At 42.4% G+C, this 17,557-nt stretch carries 14 protein-coding genes; 5 read left to right on the plus strand and 9 right to left on the minus strand.

Going from position 1 to position 17,557, the window contains the following annotated elements:
• Positions 1 to 4 precede the first annotated feature (4 nt).
• From H8S63_RS06115 to H8S63_RS06125, 3 genes are read left to right on the plus strand one after another with little or no spacing between them, the layout of a single operon-like run.
• Positions 5 to 1,255 carry an anaerobic sulfatase-maturation protein gene (locus H8S63_RS06115; RefSeq protein WP_022276071.1) on the plus strand — a complete coding sequence of 417 codons (1,251 nt, stop codon included), beginning with the start codon at positions 5 to 7 and terminating at the stop codon, positions 1,253 to 1,255.
• Between the two features lie 34 nt (positions 1,256 to 1,289).
• Positions 1,290 to 3,449 (plus strand): S46 family peptidase, encoded by a 2,160-nt coding sequence (locus tag H8S63_RS06120; protein ID WP_022276072.1) that lies wholly within the window; start codon positions 1,290 to 1,292, stop codon positions 3,447 to 3,449.
• Positions 3,450 to 5,609, plus strand: coding sequence for a S46 family peptidase (locus tag H8S63_RS06125; RefSeq protein ID WP_186926100.1), 2,160 nt, complete (start codon positions 3,450 to 3,452; stop codon positions 5,607 to 5,609).
• A gap of 94 nt (positions 5,610 to 5,703) precedes the next feature.
• On the opposite strand, the gene H8S63_RS06130 is transcribed toward H8S63_RS06125, so the two are convergent.
• The gene (locus H8S63_RS06130) at positions 5,704 to 6,819 is read right to left on the minus strand and encodes a glycosyltransferase family protein (protein WP_186926102.1); all 1,116 of its coding nucleotides are present in this window, start codon (positions 6,817 to 6,819) and stop codon (positions 5,704 to 5,706) included.
• A 191-nt stretch (positions 6,820 to 7,010) separates the two neighbouring features.
• On the opposite strand from H8S63_RS06130, the gene trxA reads away from it, so the two are divergent.
• Complete coding sequence (gene trxA / locus H8S63_RS06135) at positions 7,011 to 7,310, plus strand: thioredoxin (protein WP_007754485.1); 300 nt, start codon at positions 7,011 to 7,013, stop codon at positions 7,308 to 7,310.
• Between the two features lie 15 nt (positions 7,311 to 7,325).
• Positions 7,326 to 7,790: a co-chaperone YbbN gene (locus H8S63_RS06140; protein ID WP_186926104.1), complete on the plus strand. Its 465-nt coding sequence runs from the start codon at positions 7,326 to 7,328 to the stop codon at positions 7,788 to 7,790.
• A gap of 58 nt (positions 7,791 to 7,848) precedes the next feature.
• Here H8S63_RS06140 and H8S63_RS06145 read toward each other — a convergent pair whose 3' ends face one another.
• The 8 genes from H8S63_RS06145 to H8S63_RS06180 all read right to left on the minus strand — a co-directional run bounded on the left by H8S63_RS06145 (position 7,849) and on the right by H8S63_RS06180 (position 17,546).
• Complete coding sequence (locus H8S63_RS06145; protein WP_186926106.1) at positions 7,849 to 8,484, minus strand: SagB/ThcOx family dehydrogenase; 636 nt, start codon at positions 8,482 to 8,484, stop codon at positions 7,849 to 7,851.
• A gap of 96 nt (positions 8,485 to 8,580) precedes the next feature.
• Entirely contained in the window at positions 8,581 to 9,138 is a 558-nt protein-coding gene (locus H8S63_RS06150; protein ID WP_007754478.1) for an NADH peroxidase, read from the minus strand.
• A gap of 22 nt (positions 9,139 to 9,160) precedes the next feature.
• Entirely contained in the window at positions 9,161 to 9,589 is a 429-nt protein-coding gene (locus tag H8S63_RS06155) for a Fur family transcriptional regulator (protein ID WP_032839684.1), read from the minus strand.
• 126 nt (positions 9,590 to 9,715) lie between these two features.
• Positions 9,716 to 10,198, minus strand: coding sequence for a lipocalin family protein (locus H8S63_RS06160; protein ID WP_186926108.1), 483 nt, complete (start codon positions 10,196 to 10,198; stop codon positions 9,716 to 9,718).
• A 32-nt stretch (positions 10,199 to 10,230) separates the two neighbouring features.
• Positions 10,231 to 11,040: a DUF1573 domain-containing protein gene (locus tag H8S63_RS06165; RefSeq protein ID WP_186926110.1), complete on the minus strand. Its 810-nt coding sequence runs from the start codon at positions 11,038 to 11,040 to the stop codon at positions 10,231 to 10,233.
• 17 nt (positions 11,041 to 11,057) lie between these two features.
• Positions 11,058 to 13,118, minus strand: a complete 2,061-nt coding sequence (locus tag H8S63_RS06170; RefSeq protein ID WP_186926112.1) for a S8 family serine peptidase — start codon at positions 13,116 to 13,118, stop codon at positions 11,058 to 11,060.
• Positions 13,119 to 13,121: 3 nt separating this feature from the next.
• On the minus strand, positions 13,122 to 14,831 hold the full coding sequence (locus tag H8S63_RS06175) for a BACON domain-containing protein (protein WP_186926114.1): 1,710 nt from the start codon (positions 14,829 to 14,831) through the stop codon (positions 13,122 to 13,124).
• 21 nt (positions 14,832 to 14,852) lie between these two features.
• Entirely contained in the window at positions 14,853 to 17,546 is a 2,694-nt protein-coding gene (locus H8S63_RS06180; RefSeq protein ID WP_186926116.1) for a DUF4458 domain-containing protein, read from the minus strand.
• Positions 17,547 to 17,557: the final 11 nt, after the last annotated feature.

A 17,557-nucleotide genomic window follows, 5' to 3' on the forward strand; every position in this document is an offset into this window, starting at 1 on the left:
GGCTATGAAAACATCAACTTACGCCCCTTTTGCCAAACCTCTCTATGTGATGGTAAAGCCGGTAGGTGCCGTATGCAACCTGGCTTGCGACTATTGCTATTATCTGGAAAAGGCAAATCTATACAAAGATAACCCGAAACACGTAATGAGCGATGAGCTTCTGGAAAAGTTCATCGACGAGTATATCAACTCACAAACCATGCCACAGGTGCTTTTCACCTGGCACGGGGGAGAAACACTGATGCGTCCGCTTTCTTTCTATAAAAAGGCTATGGAACTGCAAAAGAAATATGCACGCGGACGTACCATTGACAACTGTATTCAGACGAACGGAACAATGCTCACCGATGAATGGTGCCGGTTCTTTCACGACAACAACTGGCTGGTAGGAGTTTCTATCGACGGACCACAGGAGTTTCATGACGAATACCGTAAAAACAAAATGGGCAAACCTTCCTTCGTGAAAGTGATGCAGGGTATCAATCTGCTGAAAAAACACAATGTAGAATGGAATGCAATGGCCGTTGTCAATGACTTCAACGCTGACTATCCGCTGGACTTCTATCACTTTTTCAAAGAGATAGATTGTCATTATATACAGTTTGCTCCTATCGTCGAACGTATTCTTCCGCATCAAGACGGACGGCATCTCGCCTCTCTTGCCGAAGACAAGGAAGGAAAATTGGCCGATTTCTCCGTCACTCCGGAGCAATGGGGCAATTTCCTGTGTACTCTTTTTGACGAATGGGTGAAAGAAGACGTAGGCAACTACTACATACAGATATTCGACTCCACTCTGGCAAACTGGATGGGTGAACAGCCGGGAATATGTACGATGGCAAAAACTTGCGGACACGCCGGTGTTATGGAATTCAACGGTGATGTATATTCGTGCGACCACTTCGTTTTCCCCGAATATAAACTGGGAAACATCTATAATCAGACATTGGTGGAAATGATGCACAGTGAACGCCAACATCACTTCGGCAACATGAAATACCAATCTCTCCCCACCCAGTGCAAGGAATGCGAATTCCTGTTTGCCTGCAACGGAGAATGTCCGAAGAATCGCTTCAGCCGTACATCGGAAGGCGAACCCGGCTTAAATTATCTGTGCAAAGGATATTACAAATTCTTTAAGCACGTAGCGCCTTATATGGATTTCATGAAGAATGAACTAATGAACCAACGTCCGCCTGCCAATATCATGGAAGCTTTGAGAAGTGGAGAGTTGAGAGTGGAAAAGACAAAATAAGAATCATAAATATTTTAATTATCAGCATTAAAGAATGAATAGACTAAAACTTTATTTATTGGCGCTGACTGCGCTAATCGTATGTTCCGCTAAAGCGGATGAAGGTATGTGGTTATTGCAGCTAATGCAACAGCAGCATTCTATAGACATGATGAAAAAACAAGGTTTGAAACTGGAAGCGCAAGATTTATATAACCCCCATGGAGTTTCCCTAAAAGACGCTGTCGGTATCTTCGGAGGAGGCTGTACCGGAGAGATTATCTCACCGGAAGGATTGATCCTGACCAATCACCATTGCGGATATGCTTCCATCCAACAACATAGCAGCGTTGAACACGATTATCTGACGGATGGTTTCTGGGCTACTTCCAGAGAGATGGAACTTCCTACTCCGGGATTGAAATTTACATTTATCGAACGTATCGAAGATATCACTGATATTGTCAATGCTAAGATTGCTGCTAAAGAAATCACTGAGACTGAATCATTCAGCGGTGCGTTTCTCCAGAAACTGGCAGAAGAGCTGTATGCAAAAAGTGATCTGAAAGACAAGAAAGGAATCGTGCCACAGGCACTCCCATTCTATGCCGGAAATAAATTCTATATGTTCTATAAGAAAGTATACCCGGATGTGCGTATGGTGGCAGCTCCTCCTTCTTCTATCGGTAAGTTTGGCGGAGAAACAGATAACTGGATGTGGCCCCGTCATACCGGTGACTTCTCTATGTTCCGTATTTATGCGGATGCCAACGGAGAGCCGGCAGAATACAGTACAAGCAATACTCCCTTGAAAACAAAAAAACATTTGCCTATTTCTATCAAGGGCTTGAAAGAAGGAGACTATGCCATGATTATGGGATTTCCCGGAAGTACAAGCCGTTATCTGACCGTATCGGAAGTAAAAGAACGCATGGAATCGGAAAACGAGCCGCGCATCCGCATTCGTGGAGCCCGTCTAGCTGTTTTGAAAGAAGTAATGAACGCCAGTGACAAGATCCGTATTCAATATGCCAACAAATATGCAGGTTCCAGCAACTATTGGAAAAATTCTATCGGAATGAACAAGGCTATTATCGATAATGATGTACTGGGCACAAAAGCGGCACAGGAAGCCAAATTCGCTGAATTTGCCAGAAAGCAGAACAATACCGATTATGCGGAGGTAGTGAAGAAGATAGATGACTTGGTAGCTAAGACAGCTCCTCTCAACTATCAGTACACTTGTTTAAGAGAAACGTTCTTCGGAGCTATCGAGTTCGGAAGTACCCTGCTGTCCAAAACTCGGGAAGCATTGGTAGAAAAGAACGATTCTTTGATTAAAGTACGTATCGAAGCTCTGAAAGAGACATATGATGAGATTCATAACAAAGACTATGACCACGAAGTAGACCGTAAGGTGGCCAAAGCATTGTTCCCTCTTTATGCGGAAATGATTCCGGCAGAGCAACGTCCGTCTATCTACAAACTTATCGAACAGAAATATAAAGGCGACTATAATAAATTTATCGATGACATGTATGACAATTCCATTTTTGCCAATCGTGCAAACTTCGAGAAGTTTATCAAGAAACCGACTGTAAAAGCTATTGATAACGACCTGGCTTTGCAATATTGCCAGTCCAAATATGATTTACTCGAACAACTCATAGGACAGTTGAAGGATATGGACAAGGAATTGGCTTTATTACACAAAACCTACATCCGTGGTTTGGGTGAAATGAAATTACCTGTTCCTTCTTATCCGGATGCGAACTTTACAATCCGCCTGACTTACGGTAACGTGAAACCTTACGACCCGAAAGACGGTGTACACTATAACTACTACACTACTACCAAGGGTATTCTGGAAAAGGAAAATCCGGAAGATCGTGAGTTTGTCGTACCTGCCAAGTTGAAAGAGCTGATAGAGAAAAAGGACTACGGCCGTTATGCTTTGCCGAACGGTGATATGCCGGTTTGCTTCCTTTCAACCAATGACATCACCGGAGGTAACTCAGGCAGTCCGGTTCTGAATGAGAACGGAGAACTGATCGGTTGTGCATTCGATGGAAACTGGGAATCGCTGAGTGGTGATATCAACTTTGACAACAACCTGCAACGTTGCATCAATCTGGATATCCGCTATGTCCTGTTCATCTTGGAGAAATTAGGAAACTGCGGACATCTGATAAACGAAATGACAATTGTAGAATAAATGAAAAAACAAATCCTATTTGCAGTCTTTTCATTGGCAACGCTCAGTATCCACGCCGACGAAGGTATGTGGATGCTGACCGACTTGAAAACACAGAATGAAGTTGCCATGCGCGAGCTTGGACTTGAGATTCCTATTGAAGAGGTTTACAATTCCAACGGTCTTTCTTTGAAAGATGCAGTCGTACACTTCGGAGGAGGATGCACGGGAGAGGTTATCTCTTCCGAAGGATTGGTACTGACTAACCACCACTGTGGTTACGGAGCCATCCAGCAACACAGCAACGTGGAGCACGACTATCTGACAGAAGGCTTTTGGGCGATGAACCGCGATGCGGAGCTCCCTACTCCGGGACTGACCGTTACTTATATCGATCGGATTCTTGATGTGACGGATTACGTCAACGAGCAGTTGAAAAAAGATCCGGATCCTGACGGAATCAATTACCTGTCCCCCAGCTATCTTAGTAAAGTAGCGGAACGTTTTGCCAAAGCTGAGAACATAGAAGTTACTCCCGCTACCAAACTGGAGCTCAAAGCCTTTTACGGCGGGAACAAATATTATATGTTCATAAAAACCGTGTACAGTGATATCCGTATGGTCGGTGCCCCTCCTTCTTCCATTGGAAAGTTCGGAGCGGATACCGACAACTGGATGTGGCCGCGCCATACAGGTGACTTTTCGCTGTTCCGCATTTATGCGGACAAGAACGGAAAACCGGCAACATATTCGAAAGACAATGTACCGTTAAAAGTGAAGAAGCATCTCACCATCAGTCTGGCCGGTGTACAAGAAGGTGATTTTACTTTTGTCATGGGATTTCCGGGACGTAACTGGCGATACATGATTTCCGATGAAGTGGAGGAACGGATGCAAACAACCAATTTCATGCGCCAACATGTACGTGGAGCACGTCAAAAGGTACTTATGGAGCAAATGCTTAAAGATCCTGCCGTACGTATTCATTATGCCAGCAAATATGCGTCATCTGCCAACTATTGGAAAAATGCAATTGGTATGAACGAAGGTTTGGTACGGCTCAAGGTTTTAGATACCAAGCGTGCACAACAAGAAGAACTCCTGGCACGCGGTCGTGAAAAAGGAGATGACTCTTACCAAAAAGCATTCGATGAAATCCGTTCCATTGTAGCTCATCGTCGTGATGCGCTCTACCATCAACAAGCCTTGAATGAAGCATTGGTGACAGCTCTTGACTTCATGCGTATTCCTTCCACTATGGAATTGGTAGCTGCCTTGAAATCGAAAGACAAGGGGCAGATAAAAGAAGCGACTCAAAAACTGAAAAAGGAAGGTGAAAAATACTTCGCATCTGTTCCTTTCCCCGAAGTAGAACGGATGGTGGGAAAAGAAATGTTGAAAACCTATGCTAATTATATTCCGGCAGAACAACGGATCAATATCTTTGAAATCATCAATTCACGCTTCAAAGGAAGTATAGATGCATTTATCGACGAATGTTTCGAACATTCCATCTTCGGTAATCCCAAAAACTTTGAGAAGTTCATCAAAAAGCCAAGCCTATATAAGATAGGATATGACTGGATGATATTATTCAAATACTCCATTACCGACGGCATACTGAAAACTGCTATCGCCATGAAGGAAGCGAATCAGAATTACAATGCAGCCCACAAAGTATGGGTAAAAGGTATGATGGATATGAGAAAGGATAAGGGAATTCCTATTTATCCGGACGCAAATTCAACTTTACGGCTAACCTATGGTCAGGTACTTTCTTACGAACCGTTCGACGGAGCTGTTTATGACGCTCACACAACCCTCAAAGGAGTGATGGAAAAAGAAGATCAAGGCAATTGGGAATTTGTAGTTCCTCAGAAATTGAAGGAGTTATACGCAGCCAAGGATTATGGGCGTTACGGTAAGAATGGTGAAATGCCCGTTTGCTTTATTGTAAACACCGACAATACGGGAGGAAACTCCGGCAGCCCGGTCTTCAACGGTAAAGGCCAGCTGGTAGGAACTGCTTTCGACCGTAACTTTGAAGGATTGACGGGCGACATTGCTTTCCGCCCGTCATCACAGCGCGCAGCCTGTGTCGACATTCGTTATACACTCTTTATTATAGATAAATATGCGGGAGCTTCCCACATCATTGATGAATTGACTATTGAGGAATAAAGAACCTAAACAGTTATAAAGAATAAATGGATAATGAATGATGATTGAATCATCTGACTTCATTATCCATTTTTCTTTGCTCATTCCCCGTCAATCAGACAAAGCTTTCTACCATATACATTTCATCAGTTACCACATTCATTGTTTCTTCCAATTCAAAAATTATCCGCCGTTCACAGCTACGCGCCCAAGAGGTAAAGTTCCGGTTCGGAGTATATCTTCCGGCGAAACGAAGCAACGATTCCAAATCAAAAGAATCACTGATAATTCCCGCACCTGCCCTCATCGCGTCATAGGCATTACAATCTTGTTCGATATGTGCCGGCACCATCAAGACAGGTTTTCCAAGATACATCGCTTCACAGATAGATTCAAACCCTGCCGTACTTGCATAAGCCCGGCAACCAGCCATTCCGTTGAGAAACTTGATATCATCAATCTGATAAAAACAGAGCGTCTCATCAACCTTTGTCACTTCCTCCGTATCCGCTTTATCCCAAAAGAATTTCAGCGGTATCTCCGGATGACAAATGTGAAACTTCTCCACACTATCGGAAAAACCTGAATTCACCATATATCCATGAATATAATTCCCCTCTTCCGGTTGGATGGACGTCACTTCCTGACGAATCAGAGGTGGTACTACAACTATCCGATGTACATCATCCTGTTCCATAGTTCTAAAAGATAAAGCTAGCTTCTTCGAAGCCCTAATAGCCGTCATCCGCGTAAAGAAACGTAACATCCATAGTTGAACGAAGTTCTTCTCCGGAAATTCAAAATCACGATGCAGAAATAAGTACTGATGTCCGATGCATACATACGGGACGGCAGGACGGAAAAAAGCGTATGTAAGTCCCGTCAAAAGTTCGTAGAAGTTAATGACAATCTCTGCACCCGTCTCCTTGATCCGCTGATTTATATAGCACATGCTACGAAAGTATTCCGGTATCTTCCGCAAATTATAAAAAACACTTTTCTTCAAACTCGGGCGTTTACTATCTGCTGCAGGCAGAAAGTTCGGACTAATAAAACGTTTCACCGGTGCATGAATACTCCGGTTGAAAAATCCCGGTAAGGTACGTGACGAACTCTTACCCACCAGCACTTCCACCACTTCGTGCCCGTTACGCAGTAACATTTCTTCGAGGGTGATGGCTTGTGTCAAGTGTCCCCTACCCTCACCTTGAACAATAAATAAGAATTTCATAGGCTATCATTATTTAGTTCAACCTTTATTTCGTTTCGATACGCAAAATTCCTTGTTTCACATTACAATAAGATGTCTCTACAATTACTATTTTGTGAACAAAAACGGCATTTTTCCGTTATATATATAAAACAGAGTTTATATTTGCAGTCTTCAATGACTGACAGTTAATTTTAAGAAAGGAAAGATTTATGGAAAAGTTTGAAGATTTAATAAAGTTGCCGATGCCGGTTTTAGTAGATTTTTTTGCGGAATGGTGTGGACCCTGTAAAGCGATGAAACCTGTTTTGGAAGAAGTGAAACAGAATGTAGGTGATAAAGCGCGTATTGTAAAGATAGACGTTGACCAGCATGAAGAGCTGGCTACAAAATACCGTATACAAGCAGTACCGACCTTTATACTGTTCAAAGATGGAGAAGCTGTCTGGAGACATTCAGGTGTAATCCACAGTAGCGAACTGCAAGGGGTAATTGAGAAACATTATACATAAAAGACAGAATAACGAATGAAGAAAGTATTAGCAATGGTAGCTTTCGTCATGGTAAGCGTGATTATATACGCTTTCAATGACAAAGCTGAAACCAATCAAGGTAAAAAAGAAGTAACAGGTAACGGTGAAGTCGTCGTAATGAACAAGGAAATGTTTCTGAAAGACGTCTTCGATTATGAGAAATCAAAGGAGTGGAAATACAAAGGCGACAAGCCTGCCATCATTGACCTTTATGCTGACTGGTGCGGACCATGTCGGCAGACAGCTCCTATCATGAAAGAGTTGGCAAAGGAATATGCAGGGAAGATAATTATCTATAAAGTGAATGTAGACAGGCAGAAAGAACTGGCAGCCCTGTTCAATGCAACAAGTATCCCTTTATTCGTATTCATCCCCATGAAAGGAGATCCACAGCTTTTCCGTGGAGCAGCCGATAAAGCAACCTACAAAAAAGCAATTGATGAATTTCTATTAAAGTAAAATCAAAAGTGACGGTATCTCATAAAGATATCGTCACTTTTTTATATCCCCGCATTTCTTATTTAAAATATCCTACCGGATGATTCATCATGGGAATCTGACCGTCTTTTAGCTTTAGCACTTTCTTCAACTGATTGCCATCCATCGATGCACGTGGCACTGTAGCCAATTTAGCGGAAGAACAAAAGACAGAAATGTTCTGTGAAACGATTCCTGCATCCATAGCTCCCATCAACTGGTTACGGACATTCTTTGCATCTCCGAAACGAGAAACATCGCTGACCAGAACCAAAGAGACAGGCGCCGATTTCACAAAAGCCTGCCCACCTGCAACTGCGCTGCGATAATCTCCTTCAGCAACCAGAGTCAACTGATGATTTTGAGCATCATACAAATAACTTCCTTCCGATAAAACAACATACACATTCACATCCTGTTTGTTCAAAGCAGAAGGAGCTGTGCGTTTACCCGAGTCTTTGCGGTTAACTCCATTAGCAGCCCATAATAAATCCGAAAGATCCGACAAGCTCAAAGCCTTTGCAGCAAATTCCCGAGTAGAATGCCGTTCAGACAAGGCTTTCATTACCGAACCTGTACGGCCCAAGTTAGGTTTCGGCAACTTAATTACTTTTTCAGCAGCCAAAGCGACTACAGAAAACATCAAACAAACTAACAACAGTTGTACTTTTCTCATAATTGCGGCATTTAAAAGTTGATGAGCAAATATAAACAAAAAAGGTCTGCATTCGTATGAGAACACAGACCTTTTAAGAGTTATTATGAGGCTTGATTATTTATCACCGAAATAACGGTTGTACAAACCTTCAAAACCTTTACCGTGACGAGCTTCGTCTTTACACATTTCGTGTACAGTGTCGTGAATAGCATCCAAGTTCAAAGCTTTAGCACGGGTTGCGATACGTTTTTTATCTTCGCATGCACCTTGTTCAGCGTCTTTACGTTTCTGCAAGTTAGTTTTGGTATCCCATACACAGTCACCCAGCAACTCTGCAAATTTAGCAGCGTGTTCAGCTTCTTCCCAAGCGTAACGCTTGAAAGCCTCAGCTACTTCAGGATAACCTTCACGGTCAGCCTGACGGCTCATAGCCAGATACATACCAACTTCAGTACATTCGCCCATGAAGTGGTTGTTCAGGTCCTTGATCATTTCTTCATCACAACCTTTTGCAACACCGATAACGTGCTCATCAGCAAAAGTCAGTGCACCGCCTTCAGTCTCAACAACTTCAACGAACTTGCTGGCAGGAGCTTTACACAAAGGACATTTCTCAGGAGCTGCGTCACCTTCATAAACGTAACCGCAAACAGTACATCTAAATTTTTTCATTTTCTTCTCAATTTTAAATTAATTAGTCAATACGTGTTTCTTTATCTTTACTTAAGCAATTCTTGCAAATACCTTTATAATAATAATGAACTTCTGCTACCTGATGCCCCTCCATTTCCATACTTTCCACATCTTTCACCGCCTCGGGACATTGCAAATCATAAATATGTCCGCAACATTTGCAAAGGAAATGAGAATGGAGAGAAGTATCCGCATCAAAATTAGTATTTTTTTCATCAATTGTGAGCATCTGTGCCGCTCCCTGCTCCGAAAACAGTTTCAAAGTATTATAAACCGTAGTTTTTGAAAGCGTAGGCATAGATGGAGACAATGCGGTGTAAATATCATCCGCCGATGGATGGACAGGATATTCCATCAAGTATTGCATTATGGCAATGCGTTGTACTGATGGTTTGATATTATGATCTAATAATCGTTCGTATGGTTTCATCATTTATCCCTTCCTTTCCAAACTTGTATTCATTACAATTATAAATCTAATGCAAAGATAGAAACCCTTTATCTTATTTCCAAATAATTCATTACTTTTTTTATGACATGACCGGTATTATCAGATTTAATTATCCGTATCAACTTCAGTTTCTTCTACAATATCAGAAGGAACTCCGTCACAGCGTACATACTTAGACACATCTCCCGTATCATCTTTCACTGTCCAGACCATAGAACCAGAAGGTAGAAGATCTGTTACGATATATGAATTGTTCCAACGACCACCCAAACTGTAATCATACTTGCCACTCACAATATATCCCAACTCATTATCTTTTTCAATCTCGAATGTCCCGCTGAGAAAGCGGGCATACATACTATCGAATTTCTGATACATCTGAAAAGTTTTATCTCTGCGGATAAAAGTTATATAGCAATAAGTGCCTTCGGCGAGGGGCTCCCCGTTCCACTCCATCAACTGCCAGGTGCCGTTCAGATTGGCGGAAGTCACCTCCAGTGTCTCCACTTTTGCCTCATCTTCATCATCACAGGCCACAAAGCCAAGCAAGAGTATACATAATGGTATTATTCTGAAAAGAATTCTCATATTATAGTTTTTTAAAATGTTAATCAAAAATATTATTGTAAACGTTTGACAGTAACTTTGACCATGCGGTCCGTAATCGGCGCATCAATTCCTTCAATCATAAAATTGAACTGCCATCTGTCGTCCGGAGTATCGGGCAATTTACCGCCATCCACCGTGATCACCATATCCGCTTCCTTTCCCGGCTGTATTACTGCCGGTTCCGTATGAAAAGCAGCATACGGAGGAAGCATCAGCGCAGAAAGCTTCAAAGGTTTCTTTCCTGTATTAGCACATAAAATACGTTCTGCAGGACGGATACCGGAGGTCATTTCCGAAAAGGTAACCTGTTTGCGTTTCATGCGCAGCACCCCCATTACGGAAGGAAGGTAACTCCATTCGTCGGAGCAGACCACTTCACCTGTCAGCACCAGACGTGCAACAGGATGCCTATCCGATAACTCTGTATACACAAACGCGTATGTTTCTACTGTTCCGATACGGTTTTTAGGATTATACGCCAATGTCACCGCACTTTCCATCCCCGGAGCAAGCGCTTCCGGACTGAATGCCGCCGCCGTACACCCACACGAAGTGGTAATTTTCGTAATCCGCACATTTCTTCCGCTGACATTACGGAATGGAAATGTACAAGTCAAGGGAGCATCAGTATCGTACATACTGCCGATATGCATATGAAGAAAATCGAAAATGAATATTCGCCCACCCTCTTTCAGTAAAGGAGGATTGACCAACGAATCGACTGCCACAGAGTGATAGTCCGTTCCCTGCGCCCCCAGATAAGGGACAGGGAAAAAGGCCATCAGCCAGCAAAGCCAATAATATTTCCGTTTCCTGTTCATCTATCTGTCAAATCCAATTACATCCATCCGTTATCATTCGCATTGTTGCGGACAGTAATGGTGAAAGATTGTTCCTTGCCACCACTCGTTTTCAATGTGGCGTTTGTCATCCCCGCAACAATCCCTCTTACTGTCATTACAGTACCTTCAAAGGTAGCGACCGCCTTCGACGTATCATTAATGCTGCATTCGTACGTCAAATTTTCCCCATTCAGGAAATAACGTTTCAGGTCTATTTTCACGGTTTTACCGACTCCTACATACAAATTGGGCACTTTCATATCCGACCCGCTTCCTGCAATAGCACGCAGCAACGCTCCGGCATCAACCAGTTTACCCATTTTACCCCTGTAAAAAGGAAGTTCCATTTTAGTGGCCGACCAACCCGGAGAATCATGTACATAATAATAGGTCTTATAACCTTTATAATAAGAATCAACTTCTTTCGCCGTTTGCTTCATCAAATTGATAAACTCCTGTGCCTTGAAGTGACGACGTTGCTGCATGGCATACGACAAGCCTAATGCCGCCACTCCCGACACATGAGGACAGGCCATAGATGTACCTTCACTATAGCCGTAGGTTGCTTTACCTTCAACGACTAAAGTAGAAAGAATCATTCCCAAATCAGCATCTGTCTCATTACTGTCAGTACCTTCACCCGGAGTACAATGATATTCACTGTCCCCTCCCGGAGCACAAAAATCCACCTCCGCTCCATAGTTAGTAAAAGATGACGGTGTGTAATCAGCAGCGATAGAAGCAACCGACAGACATCCTTCATAAGCTGCCGGATAGGAAGACATATATGAATATTCATTACCGGAAGCAAAAATAGCCAGTCCTCCCTCAATCACTCCGTTAGGAGAACCTGCATTATGAATAAAATAATCCAAAGCTTCTTTTTCCAACGGATAAATTTCAGCCCATTCTTCATCACTGGCAGGTCCCGGCATATATCCCAGCTGAGGATTAGCGTAAGCGGAGTTATATCCCCAGCTGCATTGCAGGATTACTGCTCCATTGTCGGCTGCATACTTGATAGCTCTTGCTTCATTAACCATCTTGACCTGATCATCACCATCAAAAACCTGACAAGACATAATCCGTACGCCCCCTTTGGCTCTATTTCCTCCGGCAATGCCACAGACTCCTATGCTATTATCATTCACAGCTGCTATCGTTCCTGCCACATGAGTGCCGTGACCGGTATCTTCAGCAGCCTGCCAACTAATGTTCCCGTTGTTTTTCACAAAATTGTAACCATAACGGTCACCGTTATAACCATTATTGTCATTATCCCGGTCAGAACCAACTGTCTCTTGTTCGTTCACCCACATATTATCCGACAAATCAGGATGTTTCCACATGACACCTTCATCGAGTACGGCAACAATAATTTCCGGATCACCCGTACACAGTTCCCATGCTTCCTCACAATTAACATCAGAACCGACAATGGCAGGAGCTTTCTCTGTTACAAAATCATAATCTCCCCGATTGACATATCCCCATTGATGCGACAAAAAAGCATCATTAAACTTTAAACCGTTATCCGCTACCGCACGCGTTCTCATTCTGTTTAGAGTAGCTTCCGAGACCGGAACCGGTTTCTTCTTAGGGTTATAGGCACGCTGAATGGCAGGATTTATCTGAAGTTTGGAAATCTCGCCCAAAACGGACAATCTTTCCATAGCTTCCTTCAAATCCGTATCTTTATCAAAACGTACCAGATACCAAAGATGTAATCCCGCCTTACGGCTCTTTTCTTCAGTGCGCGGATCAACAGGAAAAACGCGTTCAAAATCATACGCTCCCAAGATAGAGAGTACCTCATCCGTTGACGGAATACCTGACCGGGTAGAGGCTCCCGCCGCACGTGTTTTCATCGTGCGGTCGAGAATTTCAGTCATTTCGGGAACGAACTTAATCAATAACTCCCCTTCAGCAGCCCCTTCCGGTATCACTATGTCCGGAGTGGCGGGAATCACCGGAGCATCATCGTTCAGTTCGTTGTCACTGCAAGCTCCCGCCAACAATGCAAACGCTGTGATTGCATAAATATATATTCTCTTCATATCCTATTCTTTGAGTTCATATTTTTCCTTTAATTTAGGGAAGGCTTTAAAATATGCGTCAAATGTAGACGGCACATTATCAAACCGTACCATTTTTCCCTCTGAATTCAATCCTTTTTCCATTTGATTGTATATCAACACTTCCGGATCCCATTCTATCAAATGAGGATGAAACAACATCCATTCAGGTAGATTACCGGTAAAAAAGTTCAGGTTGACACTAAGTTTTCTCATCTTAGGAAGAATTTTAGGTATATCGGCCCCTCCATTTATTAAATATTGAATGGTATCACCGCCAAATGCATCTACGTCTTCCTGTGAGTAACCGGTCACCCCGTCCTCTCCTATTTTAAAGTCAGGCAATGTACCTTCAATGAAATTATAAGATAACCTTAACTCCTCCAAACTATCCCATAAGAACAATCTACGAAGCGTGTTATCATCTTTGGTATTAAAGAATAAACCAATACCATCCGGGTATTTGACAAGATCATTCGCTTCTCGCAGGTCAGAAAGAACCGATCTTCTGTTACCGATCAGACTTAATGACTTCAATTTCGGGAAATTCTCCTTCGTAAGAATGGAAGGTACGGAATTAAAATTGTTACTGCCTAAATCCAATGTCTCAAGACGGTCTCCCAGTTGAACTAGATCATCGGAGAGTGCGACTAATCCATATGCACTTACAGTCAAAGACTTAAGATATCTTAAACTGCACACATCATCTTCCAGTGTAATACTCTTGGTTGCCGTATTGGTATTACCAAAGAAAGTCAAACTTTCAACATACGTCAGATAATGTATTTCGTGCGGAATAGATTCTTCCGTATTAATCATATTAAAAATCACAGAGCGTACACGCCCCACCACATTTTCACCCTTCGGGAGGTCTTTATCCCCTTCTTCCCATAATACGACATTATCCCAATATCTCATGTTTTCACCCGGATTCCAATTATTACCGACTTCAAGGCGTTCTCTGATTGTGAGCAATGCCAATGAATCACCCGAACGATTATCCTCAATCTTAGGTGAAGCCTTCTGAGTAACTGTCACTACGGCAGGCTGTTCCAAATTGTCATCAGCATTTTGAGGTTTAAAATGAATTTTGGCTGTACGAATATCAAAGTCCGGATTCATCATCCATTCCACACGGATTTTAGCCGTACGCGGACGAGAGCCACGATCCAAATTGACGGTAGGGTCCTTAGGCAAGGTGAGCCACTCCTTTTCCGGAACGGCATCATATTCCGTATTCATCTTAAACGCAACATTTGTGGTGACAGTCATATCAAAGTAACGTTTACTGTAATTGTCTGACGCTTTAATTTCCACATCAGGCTTTTCGATATAAATCATCTTGCCGTAACCGGTCTGATGTACTGTCATTACGCATGGTGCCTGTCCACGCGGGATAAAACGGATTTCCGCTTTACGCATCCCGTTAATCAAGGTAGAATCGATCGAAACCGTACACTCGGTAACACCGGAACCATTGGCAGGAGAGATACTCACCCAAGGTTCCGACGCACTGGCAGCCCATTCGCCTCCCGATGAGACGGTGAGCATATCCCTGCCACCGTCAGCACCCATCGTGATATCCTCTTTATCTATAGAGAATCCGGTAATACCACTATCGTCATCATCTTTACATGATGCCACAGCAGCCATATAGACGAATAATCCTAATGCTATTTTTACTAAATATTTCATTGATATTTTATTCTATATTGTTTATTTATCCAAATCAAGCGCATCACAACCGCGAATATCCTGAGACTTATCATAAATCAACGTATATTGTCCTGCTTTGATATACGGGCAAACAGCGCTCATGTCAATCGATATATTGGGATTATCTTTGATTTCAAACACCAGGATAGTTGGTGAGATGGTATCCTCGATTTTCCGTAAATCGTTTGAACCGATACTGAACACCTTAAGACTCGGATTTTTATAAAGCCCCGTAGGCCATTCGCGCAGCGTTCTGTTACCATTATCGTCCCGTTGATGTCTGATACCGAATATTACCAGATAATTGATAGACAGCGGTTGAGTAGGGAATTGGGAAAAACTATTATAGCTCAAATCCAATCCGTACAATACCGGCATATTAATCACATAAAAATCATCTGTCAGTGCAGTCAATTTATTATAAGTTAAATCAAGGCTGGTAAGATACTCCAAAGATGTCTTTCCTTTCAATGCTCCCTTAGGAATGGTGGTCATACCGTTAGCAGAAAGATTCAAAGTTTGCATCGGTGACTCTTTCTCGAACAATAGTTTAGGAAATACCGTAAATTTGTTATGGTGTAAATTTACAGTAGAAGCATTAATGCCCCTATGCTCCTCACCATCCTCAAACTTATCTATCAGATTGTTGGAGAAATCTACCGTTCCCATCACATAATCGGACTTGGCATTGAAGATATTCGGAACTTCCGTCAACTGGTTATTCGTGCAACTGAATGTTTCCAGATCATTCCAACCAAAGAAATATTTCAATCCATTTTCCTCTTCGACACCCGGAATTTTTGTGATATTATTATTATCCAGATACACTTTCATCAACCTGACTTCCTTGCCAAAAGGATGTAATGTTTCAATTTCATTGTTAGTACAATCCAAAAGTGTCAGCTTTTTCATCTTTTTCAAGAGGTCATATGCAGGGAATTCCTTCAATTTATTGTATCCCATATATAACAACTGAATTTTATCCGCACATTTGGAATCGTCTCCGATAATTTCTTCCCAGTCCGATTTCAACTGCTCATCGGAAATACTTGTATTATGCGCCACATTAAGTGAAATCAATTCCGGTAAGCTCTTCAGCATATCCGTTGGTAACTTTTCCAAATAAGGACAGTTATAAATTTCTATGTCTGTCAAGGTAGTCATATCCTCCCATTTCCATTCATCCCGTTCTTCATAATAAGGAGAATCCGGACTTACGTCTATAAAGAGACCCTCACTGCGAACAGGTGAGTTGGCTATAAAGAATTGTTCAAGCTTCTTCAACCTCATGATAGCCTTAGATACACCAGTAACTCCATTTGTCAACGTGCCGAATTGTACATCTTTCGTAGAAATACGGCTGCTCTTAATGGGTTTCATATTCGGATTATCATTAATACCTTTACATAGAATGCCGGATAAATCTTCACGGGCATCTCTCGCAAGGAACTTCGTATCATAATCCATTCTCATAGCTCTGCGCTGTTCATCGCTCATGTTGACAGAGTATCCATCGAACAGATGTCCGCCGAGCTTTTCATCATGTGTTCCTAATGACAGAATCCTCAATTCGGTAAATTGTCCGATTTCATCAGGTACCGCCTTTTTGGCACCAAATCCGGCAAGCGATATAAGTGCCACACGTCCGTTATCCAATAACTGTACACCGGGCTGGTTTCCCCACAAGTCGATATCCTTATTGAAATTCCAGTTGACTCCCATCGGCGAAGATTCTCCATAATACTTCCAGTTCGGCCCATCCATCTTCTCCCAAATAGCTTTTAGTGCTATATAGTCTTTGATATACTCGGCTGTCTCGTTAAGACGTACAGGTACTTCGGCCTCACTTGTCAATTCATTGTCTTTCACCACAAATGACTCGGATGTCTGCACAGAAGCCACTTCCAATACGTTTTTAGCCTTCTTATCCGAATAGGCTGTATAACTGCTTATCTGATAAGTACCGGCTTTCAACCATGCCACCGTATCACATTCAGCATAAGATGTCTCCTGCCCTCTGTCTGTATATCCGTCAGCAGGCTTATCTGTAAAATCCTCCATGTATTTCACACGAACGCCTTTTATCTCCGTCAGCTCCTGAGTAAAAAGGTTTTTCACTGTAATATCTATTGCCAGGATATTGCTAAACGGGTAAGCCTCACTTTCCGCTGCACGGGTTTTTACGAAATTCTTCACCAATTTAAATGTGACCATGCCCCGTGAGACAGCGTCTACGCTCAATTTTTGCGTATGCAAACCGTCGGCAATAATCGTAAAGACATTGTTCTCTTCAGCGGGTCCGGCATACAACACATTGTCCAACTTGTCATACAAGTAATAACCAATAATTGTATAAGTCCCCGTGAGCAACTTCAATTTATCACTACGCAATCCGAACTCTGCATTTTCCGCATTATATGAATCCAGCAGTAAAGTCTGAGTAATAGTTGAACCATTGTATTGCATGACAACTTTCACTTTCTTCGCATCGTTCAGTTTATCCAGTTGATCGGTCACTGCACGAGTTGTCGTTCCCTTGTCTACAGATGCGCTCTTCAATAACTTAAACTGTACATATCCATAAGTGGATTGCAACGGTTCGTCATCATCAGAACATCCTGTTACCACAGTCATTGCCAAAAAACATGCAATGAAGGGAACAAAAAATAATATGGAATATAGTTTCTTATTCATCTATTCAATGA

Source organism: Bacteroides sp. NSJ-39, assembly GCF_014287315.1.
Lineage (GTDB): Bacteria > Bacteroidota > Bacteroidia > Bacteroidales > Bacteroidaceae > Bacteroides > Bacteroides finegoldii.